We start from the raw sequence: 14,624 nt of genomic DNA, 5'->3' as shown, positions 1-14,624 counted from the left end.
GAGCTCACTGCCTGATGCACGCGGGTCATAGTGGCTGGCTGGCGGTTCGTCGTGGCCGGCTGTCGGCTCGCCCGATGCCCACGGCGAGTGCTGATGTCAGGTCGGAGTCGCCAGGGCGAACGGCAGGATGGCGTCGGCGCCGGCCGCTCGAAGCGCATGGGCGGCGACGGTGAAGGTCCAGCCGGTGTCGGTGATGGCATCCACCAGCAGGACCGGGCCCGCAACGTGGGTCAGGTCGGGGACCGCCCAGGAATCGAACAGTCCGGCGACGCGATGCGCGGAGTTCGCCGCCGAGACGGGTGGCCGGTCCGGGCGGGTGCGCAACGTGCCGAGGTCGCGCAGGCGGCCGACTTCGGCGAGGCGGGCGGCGAGGGTTGCGGTGAGCACGGGGTGACGCGGCGATTCCAGGGCGAGCACCGAGCTCGGGCGGGCTGCCCAATCCCACTCGCGCAGAACGGCGACGCAGGCGTCGAAGACCGCGTCGGGGACCGGATCGTCCGGGCCGTCGAGCAACGCGCGCAGTCGTCGGCCCCAGCCGAGGTCGGTCAGCCTGCCGAGGACGCGACCGGTCTCGGCGCCGCCGGTGATCTTGCCGGATAACGGGATTCCCAGCTTGGCCATTCCGGTGGGCCACTGTTTGCGCGGCGCGAGGTCGAGGCCGGGACGGTCGAGGCGGGCCTGGGTGGCGGCCACCGCGTCGGCGGCGACGGTGCGGTCGGGGCGGTGGCCGGTGCAGTTGTCGCAGCGGCCGCAGCCGGGTGAATCCGCGGGCAACCCGGGGTCGTCGAGCTGGCGCCGCAGGAATTCCATGCGGCAATCGGCGGTCGATTGGTAGTCGATCATGGCCTGCTGCTCGCGCTCGCGGGCGATGGACAGGCGCTCGTATCGCTCGGTGTCGTAGGTCCACGGGCGGCCGGTGGCGATCCAGCCGCCGCGCACGCGGCGCACCGCACCGTCCACGTCGAGCACCTTCAACACCATCTCCAGCCGGGAGCGGTTCAACTCCACCAGCGGCTCCAACGCCGCGGTGGACAACGCCCGCTCGGAGTCCAGCGCAGCCAGCACGGCCCGTACGATGGGCTCGCGGGGAAAGGCGACGGAGGCGAAATAGCTCCAGATCCGCGCGTCCTCGGGGCCGGGAAGAAGGATCACCTCGGCCCGGTCGGTGCCGCGCCCGGCACGGCCCACCTGCTGGTAGTAGGCGATGGGCGAGGACGGCGCACCGATGTGCACCACGAAACCGAGGTCGGGTTTGTCGAAGCCCATGCCGAGCGCGGAGGTGGCGATGAGCGCCTTCACCTCGTTGCTCAGCAGCGCCGCTTCGAGCACCTCGCGTTCGGCCGGGTCGGTCTGCCCGGTATACGCGGCGACGGTGTGGCCGTGCGCGGTGAGTACGTCGGCCAGATCGTGCGCGGCGGCGACGGTGAGCGTGTAGACGATGCCCGAGCCGGGCAGCCGGTCGAGGTGCCCGCTGAGCCAGGCGGTGCGTTCCACGGCATCGTCGAAGCGGACCACCGACAGGTGCAGCGACTCCCGATCCAGCGTGCCGCGCAGCACCAAGGTGTCGGTGCCGATCTGGGTGGCGACGTCGGTGACCACCCGGTCGTTGGCGGTCGCCGTGGTCGCGAGCACCGGGACGTCGGAGCCCAGGTCGGCGATCAGGGTCCGGATGCGCCGGTAGTCCGGCCGGAAGTCGTGCCCCCAGTCCGAGACGCAGTGCGCTTCATCGATCACCACCAGTCCGGCGTCGGCCGCGAGCCGGGGCAGCACCTGGTCGCGGAAATCCGGGTTGTTCAACCGCTCGGGGCTGACCAGCAGCACATCGACCGCGCCGGCGGCGACCTGTGCGTGGATCTCGTCCCACTCGGTGACATTGCCCGAGTTGATGGTGGCGGCGACCACTCCCGCACGGTGCGCCGCCGCGACCTGGTTACGCATCAGCGCGAGCAGCGGCGACACGATCACTGTCGGTCCGCGCCCCGCCCGGCGCAGCAGCTTGGCGGCGATGAAGTACACCGCCGACTTGCCCCAGCCGGTGCGCTGCACCACCAGCGCCCTGCGCCGCCGTACGACGAGCGCCTCGATCGCGGTCCACTGATCCTCCCGCAGTCGGGCACCGGCCCCGGCCAGCTCGCGCAGCAGCTGTTCGGCATTCTCGCGCAGGTCGGGGGCCGTGAGGTCGATCGGGGACGCGTCGGTGGCCGTGGTCATGCGCTCCATCGTGCCCGACACCACCGACAGGCGGCGGCGCGGCGGTGCCGCCGAGTTTCGGGTGCGCGTACCCGGCATGCGGCTGCCGCGCCGACGGTCGCGGTCAGGCGGGTCGCGCGGTAGCGGCCGCCAGCTCGGCCAGCCGATCCCGGACCAGATCCGGACGCTCCTCGAGGATGAAGTGGCCGCAGCCCCGCACCAGTTCCAGGCGGTAGTCCTCGGCGCGCGCGGTTTCTTCGGCGGCGAGCGCGGGATGGACCGCCGGGTCCTCGACCCCGAAGAGAGTGCGGATGGGAATCGTCGCTCGACGTCGTTCGCCGCGTCCGGCCGAGCGCGGTACTTCGCGCAGCAGGAAAGTGCGGTAGGTGTCGGTCGCGGTGCGGGCACAGACGGGGTCGCGGAAACGGTCGGTGTAGACGCGGATCGCCTCGGGTCCGAACTTCTCGCGATCGCGGACGGCGCCGGCGAAGACGAGCTCCAGGAAGCGGGTTCGCCGGTGCAAATAGCCGCCGAACGCCGCGACGGCGGGCTGGTAGAGCAGGAACCGCCATGCGTGCGGGAGAAAAGTGCGCGCGGTCTGCCACGGGTGCGCGGTATTGAGCGCCAGCAGCGCGTCGAAGCGTTCCGGTTCACGCAGTACGAGCAGGTGGGCGATGTAGCCGCCCCAATCGTGGCCGACGAGCAGCACGCGCTTCAGACCGAGGACCTCCAGCAGCGCGAGCAGATCGGAGGCGACGTCGTCCTTGGCCCATCGGTGCGGCGGGGGACCCGACCAGCCGTAGCCGGGTAGGTCCGGCGCGATGATCCGCAGTCCGTCCGGCGGGTCGGCGAGCAGGTGACGATAGGCGTAGTGATGCTCCGGCCAGCCGTGCAAGGCCAGCACGGGGCGGCCGTCCGTCGGCCCTGCCTCGGTGACATGGAAAGCCACGCCGCGAGCGGTGACAGAGCAACGCCGCACGCCGGGTATCTCCGGCGGGCCGTCCGCCGGATCCGGCCCGGGAGCGGGCGAGAAGAACGAGGGCCGCCAGGGCATATCCGATGGTATCCGGCACGCCGCCGAGACATCCAGAGCGAAACAGCTCCCGGCGGTGGACAATAGGGCCGGTATCCCCGGCGCGGGGACCGGGCAGGAGGCAGCGGTGTCGAGCCAGTTTCAGCCGTCGACGGGGTGGGCTCCGCCGGGCGCGCAGTTCCGGACCAGCAACAACGTCTCGCGCACTGTGGCGGGCGGGCTCGTCGGCTTGTTGGTGACGCCGATCGGGATCGGCTTGGCCGCTCATGGCGGCCTCGGCACCCGGCAGTGGGTGATCCTCGGGGACGAGGGGGACCGCTGGAGCTCGAACACTCAGATGATCGGGGGTGCGCTGCTGTTGTTCCTGGTGGCGCTGCTGGCCGCGTACTCGCCCGCGGGCACCGTGCTCGCGGGCCTGGTGTGGGGTCTGCTGCCGGGCGCGGTGCAGTTGTTCTCGCCCCACGACCTCTGGCGCCTGATCGAGCAGACGCCGGGGCTGTCGGAGGATTTGAGTCTGGCCCTCTACACCTGGGTGCTCAACGGGTGGGGCCTGGTGCTCGGCCTGTTGTTCATCGGAGCCGGTCTCGCCGCCACCTTGCGGCGGCGCTGATCGCGGCCGCGCACCGGGCGAGTGTGTCCGCCCGGCGCGCAGCCGGCGTTCAGCCCTTGACGCAGAGCACCTGGCGTAGCGTCGCCACCACATCGACCAGGTCCCGTTGTGCCTCGATGACTTCGTCGATGTCCTTGTACGCGGCCGGGATCTCGTCCACCACGCCCGCGTCCTTGCGTGACTCGACGCCCTCGGTCTGGGCGATGAGATCGGCCACGGTGAACTGCTTCTTGGCCGCGTTGCGGCTCATCCGCCGCCCCGCGCCGTGCGAGGCGGACTGGAACGAAGCCGGATTCCCCTTGCCGCGCACCACATACGAGCGCGTACCCATCGAGCCGGGGATCAGGGCGAAGTCGCCCTCGCCCGCGCGCACGGCGCCCTTCCTGGTCACCAGCATGGGCACGCCGTCGACGACTTCCTCGGCCACATAGTTGTGGTGGCAGCTTATGGGCTGCTCGAAACGCACTCCGCGCTCGGCAAATTCGGTGGCGACCGCACGGCAGACCAGGGCGAGCAGCACCGCGCGGTTGCGCGCCGCGTACTCCTGAGCCCAGGTGAGGTCGTGCCGGTATGCCGCCATCTCCGGCGTGCCGGTGACGAAGACCGCCAGGTCGCGGTCGGGCAGATCGACGTTGTGCGGCAGCGTGCGCGCGATCGCGATGTGCCGCTCGGCGAGTTCCTTGCCGATGTTGCGGCTGCCGGAGTGCAACAGGATCCACACCCGATCGTCCTGATCCAGGCAGACCTCGATGAAGTGGTTGCCGCCGCCGAGCGTGCCCATTTGCTTGTGCGCCTTGGATTCGCGCGCCTGCACCCGGCTGTCCAGCTCGCCGAACGAACCCCAGAACCGGGTCCAGCCCGCGCGCAGCGTCGGAGTGCTCGCGCCGAGCCCGGCGACCTGGGAGCCGAGTCGGGTGACGTCGACGGCGTCGTGATGCGCCTGGAAACCGACCGGCACCGCCGCCTCGATGCGCGACCGCAGCGAACGCAGGTTGTCGGGCAGATCCGCCGCGGTGAGATCGGTGCGCACACTCTCCATGCCGCACCCGATGTCCACGCCGACCGCGGCGGGCGCGACCGCGTCCTTCATCGCGATGACCGAGCCGACCGTGGCCCCCTTGCCGAGGTGCACGTCCGGCATCACGCGGACGCCGTGGACCCATTTCAGCGCGGCGATATTGCGCAGCTGCTGGAGCGCGGCCTGCTCGACCTCGTGCTCGTGGGCCCACATGAGCGTCTGCGCCTCGGTGCCGCGCAGCTCGACGGGAAACATGGTTTCGGTCCTTCCGTTGGTCTGTGCCATCCACGGTAGGGACCGAGGGCACCCGGCGCACCCGAATATCCGACCGTCCGGAATGGTGTCGGTCAGCCGACCACCTGGTCGAACCGAGCCCGATAGACCCGCTCGGCGTTCCCGTGGGCGATCGCTCCGACCAGGGCTTCGGCGTCGGCGGCGGTGATCGCGTCGTCGGCCAGCCACTCGTCGATCAGCTTGCCGAGACCGCGCCGCCAGAGCACGGCGCCCAGGTAGTGCAGCTCCGGGAGGCCGTAGCCGTCGGAGGAGTAGCACAGCGCCCGGAACGGGGCGAGTTCCAGCGTCTCGGCCAGCACGGCCCCGGCCCGCTGTCCCACGTAGGGAATGGTCAGGCCGAGATCCAGATGGACGTGCTCGAAGACGTGCGCGAGATAGGCGGCGTTGCGATGGAAGGGCCAGCAGTGCAGCAGCATCACCGCGAGTCCGGTGTTGGCGGTCCGGCGCAGGAATTCGGTGAGCAGCAGTGGGTCGCCGCGCCGCAGGCGCAGGTCCGGGTCACCGAACCCGGTGTGGAATTGCAGCGGAAGACCGAGCTCGGCGCCGATACGTGCGCCGAGGCCGACCAGCCAGCCGAGGACGTCCGGATCGGTGAGCCGGTGTTCGGGCGCGAAACTGGTCGGCGGATGATCCCGCAGCGGGAAGTCCAGACCGCATCGGTAGGCCACGATCGTTTTCAACCCGACGGCGCCGGCCGCCCGAGCGCGCAGTTCCGCCTCGATCCGCTCGTATACCCCGGACACCGCGCCGACCTGCGCGACGACTTGCTCGGCCACGTCCTCCAGCCGGACCACCTCGCGCACCTCCCCGCCCGCCAGGTCGGCGAAATCCGCTGTGCCGCCGCCTATTCCAGTGTCCAGGAACCATCTGGTCACCCCGGTCGCGCGCAGCAGCCGGGCGGCCACCTCACGCCCGCCGAGCCGGGCGCGATGACGGAGGTAGACCTCCGCGCTGACGTGGGCGGGCAGATCGAGCGCGGGAGCGCACCAGCGGCGCACGGCGAGCCCGAGTGCGGAATCGAAACTGCCGTGCGGGCCTTCGCCGAGCAAGCGCTCGAAGCCGCGCCGATCCAGGTTCTCGATGCGCACTCCGTGACAGTGGTGGTCGGTGAGCCGGACACCGGCGGTGAGCATGTCAGAACCGCCAGCGGGTGAGGGCGACGAGTTCTTCGGGGCTCGCGGCGGCATACCGCGCGGCCTCCGCGCGGCGCACGGTGAGCAGCGCGTCGTGCAGTTCGACGCCCAACGCGCCGGCGAGCACTGTGGACGCGGCGAGGTGGTCAGCGGCTTCGGACGGGGTGGTCGGTAGGCGGCGCACATCCGACATCATGCGTGCTTCGGCGTCGAAAGTCGCGGGATCCCCGGTGATGTCGACCGGAAGGCGCAATTGCTCGGCGACGCCGGCGAGCCCGGCCGCGATCACCGACCCGACGATCAGATACGGATTGCCGGTCGCGTCGAAACATTTGATCTCGGCATTGGCCGCCCAGGACTCCGTGCCGCGCACCCCGGTGACGAAGCGCAGCGCCGCCTCCCTGGTCTCGCGACCCCAGCACTGCCAGACCCCCGCCCAGCGCGACGGCTCCGACCGAAGGAAACTCGCCGGATTGCCGGCGCCGACCGCGACCAGCGCGGGCAGTTCGCGTAGCACCCCGGCCAGGAACGCCTCGCCGGTCCGCCGCATGCCGTGCGGGCCGTCGCCGCCGGCGAACAGCGGTCCGTCGGCATCGGTCACCGATAGGTGCAGATGCGCTCCGGAACCGGCTCCGCCGGGTTCGATACACGGCGCGAGCAGCGCGCGCCAGCCGTGCCGGGCGCTGACCTGCCGGATCGTGTGCCGGACCAGCACCGCCTCGTCGGCGGCGGCGACCGGCTCGGACGGTTCGACCGACAACTCCAGTTGCGCGAGCGCGTATTCCGGATGGAACTGCGCGACGGTGACGCCCTGTCGCTCGAGCGCCACGACCAGGTCGGCGGCGTAGTCGGCCACCTGCCCGAGCCGGACCAGTCCGTAGGCGGGGCCGTGGATCGCGGGTGTGAAGCCGTCGGTGCCGTCGGCGCGGCCCACCGCCCATTCGGTCTCGAACGCCATGGACAACCGCAGCCCGGCCGCCTGCGCGGCCGCGGTCTGGCGGGCCGCGAAGTGACGCTGGCACGCGACGAAGCGGGTGCCGTCCTGGGTGTATTTGTCCGTGGGTGCCCACGCCCAGCCGGGCTGGCAGGCCAGTTCCGTGAGCATGCTCAGATCGGGGATGAGCCGAAGATCGCCGTCGGGTCCGCCGAGATAGCGGCCGATCGCCATCACGTCGTCGAAGGCGAAGGTCTCGAAGCACGGCGACACCCCGACGCCGTACCGGGACGCCGAATCGAGCCGCTGCTCGGGGACGGCCTTCACGCGCGTGATGCCCGCGTTGTCCACGAAGCTCAGCGCGACCATGGACGCGTCCAGCCGCTCGATCGGCGCGGTGTCGCCCTCGGCGGGGATGCGATCCGGCGTGGTGGCCATGCCCATCACGATATCGGCCCGAGCGCGGCGGGAACCGCCGTGGCGCGCGTCGCTACCGCGCGACCAAGGCGGCGGTGATCTCCGCACGGGACGGGATCGAACTGCTCGCGCCCAATCGGGTCGTCGCCAGCGCTCCGGCCGAACAAGCCCAGGTCAGCGCCCATCCCGGGCCTCGATGCCAGGCGGCGGCCAGCGCGCCGGTGAAGGCGTCGCCCGCGCCGGTGGTGTCGACGACCTCGACCTGCGGGCTGGGCCGGGACAGGCGTGTGCCGTCCGGCCCGCGATAGTCCGCGCCCGCCGCCCCGCGGGTGACGACCACGTGTGCCACGGTGTCCAGGTCGGCGCCCAGTTGCTCGGCTTCGCCCGAATTGACCACGGCGACATCGACATTCGCCCACAGCTCGGCGGGGAGCGGGCGGGCCGGTGAGGGGTTCAGCAGCACGGTGGTGCCGTGCGCGCGGGCGTGGCGAGCCGCGGCGGCGACCGTGTCGACCGGAATTTCCAACTGGCACAGCAAGATATCGGCGGCGGCGATCGCCGCCAGGTCGTCCTCGGCCAGCTCGGTCATCCCCGTGTTGGCGCCTCCGACGACGATGATGCTGTTCTCACCGTCATCGTCCACCACGATCGTGGCGATACCGCTCGGCCCGGCGACCGTGCGCAGCCGGTCGGTGCGCACCGCGGCGTCGGTCAGTGACCTGCGCAGTTCACCGGCGAAGACGTCGTCGCCGACCGCCCCGAGGAAGCGGACCTCGCCGCCCGCCCGCCGCGCCGCGATGGCCTGATTCGCGCCTTTTCCGCCGGGCACCATGGCGAAGCCGCTACCGAGGACCGTCTCACCGGGGACCGGCCTGCGCGCGGTAGTGGTCACCAGGTCCATGTTGACGCTGCCGAGCACCACGATCGCGGGAGCGTCCGATTCGACCGTCATATCGCCGGACGGTAGTCGCCCGGCCCGGGTGGCGCACGCGTCACAGCGGGTTTGGGATCGGCGGTATACCCGGTGCGTAGGCTGTACCCATGACGGTAGGAACGACCACCCAGCCCGATGTCCGCGAGGTGGTGCACGAGGCCGCGCGCAAGGCCAGGGTCGCGTCGCGGGCGCTCGCCCAGCTGACGACCGCGCAGAAGAACGACGCCTTGCACGCCGCCGCCGACGCGCTGCTGGCCGCCGCCGATCAGGTGCTGGCCGCCAATGCCGAGGACATCGCCGCGGCGCGGGCCGCGGGCACCGAGGAGTCGCTGCTGGATCGGCTGCGGCTGACCGAGCCCCGCATCGACGGCATCGCCTCGGGGTTGCGTCAGGTGGCCGGGTTGCCCGATCCGGTGGGTGTGGTGGTGCGCGGCTCCACCCTGGCCAACGGCCTGGAGATCCGGCAGGTGCGCGTGCCACTCGGCGTGGTGGGCATGGTGTACGAGGCCAGGCCGAACGTCACCGTCGACGCGTTCGGGCTCGCGCTCAAGTCCGGTAACGCCGCCCTGCTGCGCGGCTCCTCCTCGGCGGCCCGGTCCAATGCCGCTCTCGTCGCGGTGCTGCGCGAAGCGCTGGCCGCGCAGCACATTCCGGCCGACGCCGTGCAGCTGCTGCCCAGCGAGGACCGTTCCAGCGTCACCCATCTGATCCAGGCCCGCGGTCTGGTCGACGTGGTCATTCCGCGCGGTGGCGCGGGGTTGATCAACGCGGTCGTGCGCGACGCGCGGGTGCCCACCATCGAGACCGGCACCGGCAACTGCCACATCTACGTGCACGCCGCCGCCGACCTGGACATGGCCGAGCGGATCCTGATCAACGCCAAGACCCGCCGTCCCAGCGTGTGCAACGCGGCCGAGACCGTGCTGATCGACGCCGGGATCGCGGACACGGCGCTGCCCCGGCTCACCGAAGCGCTGGAGCGTTCGGGCGTCACCATCCACGGCGACCTGCCGGGGCAGGTTCCGGCCACCGACGCCGACTGGGGCGAGGAGTACCTCACCCTGGACATCGCGCTCAAAGTGGTCGACGGCCTGGACGCGGCGGTGGAGCACATCAACACCTGGGGCACCGGCCACACCGAGGCCATCGTCACCGCCGACCTCGCGGCGGCCCGCGAGTTCACCAGCCGGGTCGACGCCGCCGCCGTGATGGTGAACGCCTCCACCGCGTTCACCGACGGCGAGCAGTTCGGCTTCGGCGCCGAGATCGGCATCTCCACCCAGAAGCTGCACGCTCGCGGCCCGATGGCCCTGCCGGAGCTGACCTCCACAAAATGGATCGTCTGGGGCGAAGGACAGATCCGGCCCGTCTGACCCGGGTGCGCGGCGGTCGATGCCGAGTCGGCATCGGCGCCGCGCTGCCGTAGCGTGAGGGGTGGTTCGGAAGGGAAGGTGGCGGGTGGTGTCGCAGAGCGCAGTACAGGAGCCGATCTTCGCGTCGGTGGACGATGTGATCGAGCGGTTGGCCGGCACGGGCTACCTGGCGGACAAGGCCACCGCCACCTCGGTGTTCCTCGCCGATCGCCTGGGCAAGCCGTTGCTGATCGAAGGACCGGCCGGCGTGGGCAAAACCGAGCTGGCGCGCGCAGTCGCGCAGACCTCGGGCGCCGAGCTGGTGCGGTTGCAGTGCTACGAGGGCGTCGACGAAGCCCGCGCGCTGTACGAGTGGAACCACGCCAAGCAGATCCTGCGCATCCAGGCGTCCAGCGAGAACGACTGGGAGGAGACGAAGGCCGACGTCTTCACCGAGGAATTCCTGCTGTCGCGCCCGCTGCTGACCGCGATCCGGCGCACCGATCCCACCGTGCTGCTGATCGACGAGACCGACAAGGCCGACGTCGAGATCGAGGGCCTGCTGCTCGAGGTGCTCAGCGACTTCGCGGTGACGGTACCGGAACTGGGCACGATCACCGCCGACCGCAAACCGTTCGTGGTGCTCACCTCGAACGCCACCCGCGAGCTGTCCGAGGCGCTCAAGCGCCGCTGCCTGTACCTGCATCTGGATTTCCCGGACGAGGAGCTGGAGCGGCGCATCCTGGCCAGCCGGGTGCCCGAGCTGTCGGCGGCGGTCGCCGCGCAGCTGGTGCGGATCGTGCACGTGCTGCGCGGCATGCAGTTGAAGAAGCTGCCCTCGGTCGCCGAGTCGATCGACTGGGGCCGCACGCTGCTGGCGCTCGGGTTGCGCGATCTGGACGACACGACCGTCCGTGCCACGCTCGGTGTGGTCCTCAAACATCAGAGCGACCACCAGCGCGCGCTGGCCGAACTGAAGCTGGCCTGAGCCATGGCGACCGGGCCGGTCCCCGCGGATGTGGCGGCACTGAGCGCGCCGCACGGCATTCCGGGGCATCTGGTCGGCTTCGTGGAAGCGCTGCGTGCGCGCGGAATACCGGTCGGACCTTCGGAGACGGTGGACGCGGGCCGCGTGGTCACCGTGCTCGACCTGATGGATCGGGAGGTCTTGCGCGAGGGACTGGCGTGCGCGCTCCTGCGGCGCACCACCCATCGCGCGACCTTCGACGGGCTGTTCGACCTGTGGTTCCCGGTCGCCGTCGGGCAACGCGCCGCGAGCCAGGACGAGCTCGAGATCCCGCACACGCCCTCGGGAGACGTGGATATCCCGGCGCTGCGCGAACTGCTCGCGCAACTGCTGGCGCAGGAGTCGGCGGCCCCGCAGCTGGAGGCGCTGGCCGCGCAGCTGGTCGAGCAGCTCGGGCAGTACCAATCCGCGCGGGGTCCGTCTTTCTCGTCGTACCAGGCGCTGAAAGAGGTGCAGCCGCAGACGTTGCTGGCGAAGATCCTCGCGGGCATGGCACTCGGGCCGGACGCGAGCGAGTTCGCCGCCGAGATCGCCCGCCGCGCCGCCCGGCAGCGGATCGCCGGCTTCCGCGCGACCGTCGAGGCGGAGACCAGGCGGCGGGTCGCCGAACGGATCGGCCGCGAACGTGTGGCGCGCTACGGCGTCGCCCGGCAAGCCGAGGAGGTCGACTTCCTGCGCGCGTCCGAGGCCGAGCTCGGCGAACTCAAACGCAGTTCTCAGCGGTTGGCCCGGATCCTGGCTGCGCGCCTCGCCGCGCGCCGCAGGCACGCCCGCCGCGGAGCCATCGACCTGCGCCGCACCCTGCGCGCGTCGATGTCGACGGGCGGCGTGCCCATCGACTTGGTGAACCGCAAGCCGCGGCCGGGCCGCCCCGAACTTGTTCTGCTGTGCGATGTCTCGGGCTCGGTGGCCGGATTCAGCAACTTCACGCTGCTGCTGGTGAGCGCGCTGCGCGAACAGTTCTCCCGGGTGCGCATCTTCGCGTTCGTCGACCAGATCGACGAGGTGACCAGGTTCTTCGATCCGCAGACGCAGCTGGATCGGGCGATGACCCGGATCTTCGGTGAGGCGAACGTCGTCGGCCTGGACGGGCACTCCGATTACGGCAACGCGCTGGCCGGGTTCGCCAGGGACTTTCCCGACGCCGTCACCAGCCGTAGCTCGCTGCTGATCCTCGGCGACGCCCGCACCAACTACCGCGACCCCGAGTTGAATACCCTGCGGTCGCTGGTCGAGGTGGCCAAACACGCGCATTGGCTCAATCCGGAACCGCGCGGCCAGTGGGGTTCCGGCGATTCCGCGGCGGACAAGTACCGCGACGTGATCGAGATGCACGAATGCCGTTCGGCCAAACAGCTCACCGCGGTGGTTTCGCGGCTGTTGCCGGTCTAGGAGACGATATGGACGATGCCGGGCTGCTGAGCTGCTGCCCGGCCGAGCCGGGAGCCGGGCAGGGTGAACCGTGGGAGGGCGATGGCGCTTACCGGCCCCCTGCGGGCCGCGAGCGACCCGTTAAGCTCGGCAGTCATGCACGAGACAGGTCGGCGCGGCCGCAAGCTCGGGGTGATGGGCGGCACGTTCGACCCCATCCACCACGGGCATCTGGTCGCCGCCAGCGAGGTCGCGCACCGGTTCGACCTGGATGAAGTGATCTTCGTCCCGACCGGACAGCCGTGGCAGAAATCGCACAAGCAGGTCAGCCCAGCCGAGGACCGGTACCTGATGACCGTCATCGCGACCGCGTCGAACCCGCGGTTCTCGGTGAGCCGCGCGGACATCGAACGGGGCAAGGTCACCTACACCGTCGACACCCTGCGGGAGATGCGATCGACGTATCCCGGTGCCGAGCTGTACTTCATCACCGGTGCGGACGCGCTGGCCAGCATCCTCACATGGCAGGATTGGGCAGAACTGTTCGAACTGGCGAAATTCGTCGGGGTGAGCCGTCCGGGGTACGAGCTGAACATCGATCATCTCGAGGAGCATCTGCGAGATCTCCCGTCGGATGCGGTGACCATGGTCGAGGTCCCCGCTTTGGCGATCTCGTCGAGCGAATGCCGTCGCCGCGCCGCCGAGAACCGGCCGGTGTGGTACCTCGTCCCGGACGGCGTGGTGCAGTACATATCGAAGCGGCACCTGTATGTGCCCGGAGCAGCGGAAGGTAGCTGAGCGTGAGCGAGCGCAGCGAAGGTGCGGGCATGAACGAGCGAGCGATCGACCCGGCCGCGAGTGCAGGCGCGCCGAGCGTATGGGCGGTGCCGGCATGACCGCGTCGTCCGAGTCGGTGGAGATCGCCCAGGTCGCGGCGCTGGCCGCCGACGAGAAGCTGGCGTCCGATGTGGTGGTGCTCGATGTATCGGAGCAATTGGTGATCACCGATTGCTTCGTGATCGCGTCCGCGCCCAACGAGCGTCAGGTGAACGCGATCGTCGACAACGTGGAGGAGAAGCTCCGCGCGGCCGGGCACAAGCCGGTCCGGCGGGAGGGTACCCGCGAAGGTCGCTGGGCGCTGCTGGACTATGTGGACGTCGTCGTGCACATCCAGCACAACGACGAGCGCAATTTCTATGCGCTGGAGCGTCTGTGGAAGGACTGCCCCGTGGTGCCGGTCGCCGGCCTCACCGGGGCCGCGCCGGATTCGCGCGCCGCGGCGACGGAGGACGAGGCGCGATCGTGAGCAGACATGCCGGCGTGCGCACCCTCATCCTGTTGCGCCACGGGCAAACCGAATGGAACGCCACCGACCGCATGCAAGGCCAGATCGACACCGATCTCACCGAGCTCGGTCGTAGACAGGCCAAAGAGGCCGCGCGTGAATTGGTTTCGCGCAACGCCATCGCGATCCACTCCTCGGATCTGCGCCGGGCCTTCGATACCGCCGCGGCTCTGGCCGAGCACACCGGACTCACCGTCGTGCCCGACGTCAGATTGCGCGAGACCAACCTCGGCGATTGGGAGGGGCTGACCCACCTGGAGGTCGACGCCGACTATCCGGGCGCGCGCATGGCATGGCGGCTGGACGCGCGCTACACCCCGCCCAACGGCGAGAGCAAACTCGAGGTCGGGGCGCGGTCGCTGCCGGTTGTGCGGGAGTTGCTCGTCGAGCGGCGGGACTGGCCGGGCCGGACTATCATCCTGGTGGCGCACGGCGGGCTGATCGCCGCTCTCACGGCCGCGCTGCTCGACCTGCCGCCGCAGAACTGGCCGATCCTCGGAGGACTGGCCAATACCAGCTGGGTGCAGCTCAGCAGTCACGGCCCGAGCATCGAACAGCCCGGCTGGCGTCTGGATGTGTGGAACGCGGCGGCGAAGGTAGCACCGGATGTCCTCTGAAGAGCCGATCAGATCGGTCCCGGACGAACTGTTCCGTAAGGTGTCGGCGAGGGCCGAACGGCAGTTGCCCGACGCGTTGTTCGGCAGTCTGCCACCGGCTTCTGGCAAACCCGAGGCTACGTCCGACGGAGCTTCCGGCGCGGCAGGCGAATCCGGTGGCGGGTCCGAGTCCGCGGAGGAATCCGACGCGGAGGACGACGGATCCGGCGACATCGTCGTCGGGGCGGAGTCCGCCGCAGTGCGGCCCGGGCCGGCTGTGTCCGGGGAAGCCGAACTCGGTCCGGCTGTGTCCGGGGAAGCCGAACTCGGTCCGGCTGCGTCGAGCGCTGTCGCCTCCGAACCAGACTAC

Annotated in this window: 14 protein-coding genes; 7 read left to right on the top strand and 7 right to left on the bottom strand. The window is 70.6% G+C overall.

Annotation, left to right across the window (positions count from 1 at the left end; genetic code table 11):
• Window positions 1-96 precede the first annotated feature (96 nt).
• Window positions 97-2,211 (bottom strand): RecQ family ATP-dependent DNA helicase, encoded by a 2,115-nt coding sequence (locus tag ACT89H_RS28215; RefSeq protein ID WP_445111700.1) that lies wholly within the window; start codon window positions 2,209-2,211, stop codon window positions 97-99.
• 103 nt (window positions 2,212-2,314) lie between these two features.
• Window positions 2,315-3,244: an alpha/beta fold hydrolase gene (locus tag ACT89H_RS28210; RefSeq protein WP_445111699.1), complete on the bottom strand. Its 930-nt coding sequence runs from the start codon at window positions 3,242-3,244 to the stop codon at window positions 2,315-2,317.
• On the opposite strand from ACT89H_RS28210, the gene ACT89H_RS28205 reads away from it, so the two are divergent.
• Window positions 3,150-3,833: a hypothetical protein gene (locus ACT89H_RS28205; RefSeq protein WP_445111706.1), complete on the top strand. Its 684-nt coding sequence runs from the start codon at window positions 3,150-3,152 to the stop codon at window positions 3,831-3,833. The two genes, ACT89H_RS28210 and ACT89H_RS28205, sit on opposite strands and share 95 nt — an antisense overlap.
• A 49-nt stretch (window positions 3,834-3,882) precedes the next feature.
• Here the strand turns inward: ACT89H_RS28205 and ACT89H_RS28200 are convergent, their stop codons facing one another.
• The 4 genes from ACT89H_RS28200 to ACT89H_RS28185 form a co-directional block, all read right to left on the bottom strand.
• Window positions 3,883-5,106: an RtcB family protein gene (locus ACT89H_RS28200; protein WP_445111698.1), complete on the bottom strand. Its 1,224-nt coding sequence runs from the start codon at window positions 5,104-5,106 to the stop codon at window positions 3,883-3,885.
• A 92-nt stretch (window positions 5,107-5,198) separates the two neighbouring features.
• Window positions 5,199-6,278 carry an amidohydrolase family protein gene (locus ACT89H_RS28195; RefSeq protein ID WP_445111697.1) on the bottom strand — a complete coding sequence of 360 codons (1,080 nt, stop codon included), beginning with the start codon at window positions 6,276-6,278 and terminating at the stop codon, window positions 5,199-5,201.
• Between the two features lies 1 nt (window position 6,279).
• Complete coding sequence (locus ACT89H_RS28190; protein WP_445111696.1) at window positions 6,280-7,650, bottom strand: type I glutamate--ammonia ligase; 1,371 nt, start codon at window positions 7,648-7,650, stop codon at window positions 6,280-6,282.
• A 52-nt stretch (window positions 7,651-7,702) separates the two neighbouring features.
• On the bottom strand, window positions 7,703-8,581 hold the full coding sequence (locus ACT89H_RS28185; RefSeq protein WP_445111695.1) for a ribokinase: 879 nt from the start codon (window positions 8,579-8,581) through the stop codon (window positions 7,703-7,705).
• A gap of 89 nt (window positions 8,582-8,670) precedes the next feature.
• Here ACT89H_RS28185 and ACT89H_RS28180 point away from each other — a divergent pair, with 89 nt between their 5' ends.
• From ACT89H_RS28180 to ACT89H_RS28170, 3 genes are all read left to right on the top strand, one after another.
• Complete coding sequence (locus ACT89H_RS28180) at window positions 8,671-9,936, top strand: glutamate-5-semialdehyde dehydrogenase (RefSeq protein WP_445111694.1); 1,266 nt, start codon at window positions 8,671-8,673, stop codon at window positions 9,934-9,936.
• A gap of 85 nt (window positions 9,937-10,021) precedes the next feature.
• Window positions 10,022-10,903 carry an AAA family ATPase gene (locus tag ACT89H_RS28175; protein ID WP_445111693.1) on the top strand — a complete coding sequence of 294 codons (882 nt, stop codon included), beginning with the start codon at window positions 10,022-10,024 and terminating at the stop codon, window positions 10,901-10,903.
• 3 nt (window positions 10,904-10,906) lie between these two features.
• Window positions 10,907-12,334, top strand: a complete 1,428-nt coding sequence (locus ACT89H_RS28170; RefSeq protein ID WP_445111692.1) for a vWA domain-containing protein — start codon at window positions 10,907-10,909, stop codon at window positions 12,332-12,334.
• Here ACT89H_RS28170 and ACT89H_RS28165 read toward each other — a convergent pair.
• Complete coding sequence (locus ACT89H_RS28165) at window positions 12,331-12,471, bottom strand: hypothetical protein (RefSeq protein WP_445111691.1); 141 nt, start codon at window positions 12,469-12,471, stop codon at window positions 12,331-12,333. The genes ACT89H_RS28170 and ACT89H_RS28165 overlap by 4 nt on opposite strands.
• On the opposite strand from ACT89H_RS28165, the gene nadD reads away from it, so the two are divergent.
• The 3 genes from nadD (at window position 12,470) to ACT89H_RS28150 (ending at window position 14,275) form a co-directional block, all read left to right on the top strand.
• On the top strand, window positions 12,470-13,111 hold the full coding sequence (gene nadD / locus ACT89H_RS28160) for a nicotinate-nucleotide adenylyltransferase (RefSeq protein WP_063821026.1): 642 nt from the start codon (window positions 12,470-12,472) through the stop codon (window positions 13,109-13,111). The two genes, ACT89H_RS28165 and nadD, sit on opposite strands and share 2 nt — an antisense overlap.
• 94 nt (window positions 13,112-13,205) lie before the next feature.
• On the top strand, window positions 13,206-13,619 hold the full coding sequence (gene rsfS, locus ACT89H_RS28155; protein ID WP_445111690.1) for a ribosome silencing factor: 414 nt from the start codon (window positions 13,206-13,208) through the stop codon (window positions 13,617-13,619).
• Window positions 13,616-14,275, top strand: coding sequence for a histidine phosphatase family protein (locus ACT89H_RS28150; protein ID WP_445111689.1), 660 nt, complete (start codon window positions 13,616-13,618; stop codon window positions 14,273-14,275). Before rsfS ends, ACT89H_RS28150 begins: the two co-directional genes overlap by 4 nt.
• Window positions 14,276-14,624 lie beyond the last annotated feature (349 nt).

This window comes from Nocardia aegles (genome assembly GCF_052545135.1).
The sequence above is the reverse complement of the archived record's forward strand: the minus strand, read 5'-3'. Positions and strand labels throughout refer to the sequence as shown.

Excerpts from the sequence above, each read along its gene's own strand:
- ACT89H_RS28215 (WP_445111700.1), bottom strand. The coding sequence starts at position 2,211 with ATGACCACGGCCACCGACGCGTCCCCGATCGACCTCACGGCCCCCGAC.
- ACT89H_RS28210 (WP_445111699.1), bottom strand. The coding sequence starts at position 3,244 with ATGCCCTGGCGGCCCTCGTTCTTCTCGCCCGCTCCCGGGCCGGATCCG.
- ACT89H_RS28200 (WP_445111698.1), bottom strand. The coding sequence starts at position 5,106 with ATGTTTCCCGTCGAGCTGCGCGGCACCGAGGCGCAGACGCTCATGTGG.
- ACT89H_RS28195 (WP_445111697.1), bottom strand. The coding sequence starts at position 6,278 with ATGCTCACCGCCGGTGTCCGGCTCACCGACCACCACTGTCACGGAGTG.
- ACT89H_RS28190 (WP_445111696.1), bottom strand. The coding sequence starts at position 7,650 with ATGGCCACCACGCCGGATCGCATCCCCGCCGAGGGCGACACCGCGCCG.
- ACT89H_RS28185 (WP_445111695.1), bottom strand. The coding sequence starts at position 8,581 with ATGACGGTCGAATCGGACGCTCCCGCGATCGTGGTGCTCGGCAGCGTC.
- ACT89H_RS28180 (WP_445111694.1), top strand. The coding sequence starts at position 8,671 with ATGACGGTAGGAACGACCACCCAGCCCGATGTCCGCGAGGTGGTGCAC.
- ACT89H_RS28170 (WP_445111692.1), top strand. The coding sequence starts at position 10,907 with ATGGCGACCGGGCCGGTCCCCGCGGATGTGGCGGCACTGAGCGCGCCG.
- nadD (WP_063821026.1), top strand. The coding sequence starts at position 12,470 with ATGCACGAGACAGGTCGGCGCGGCCGCAAGCTCGGGGTGATGGGCGGC.
- ACT89H_RS28165 (WP_445111691.1), bottom strand. The coding sequence starts at position 12,471 with ATGACTGCCGAGCTTAACGGGTCGCTCGCGGCCCGCAGGGGGCCGGTA.
- rsfS (WP_445111690.1), top strand. The coding sequence starts at position 13,206 with ATGACCGCGTCGTCCGAGTCGGTGGAGATCGCCCAGGTCGCGGCGCTG.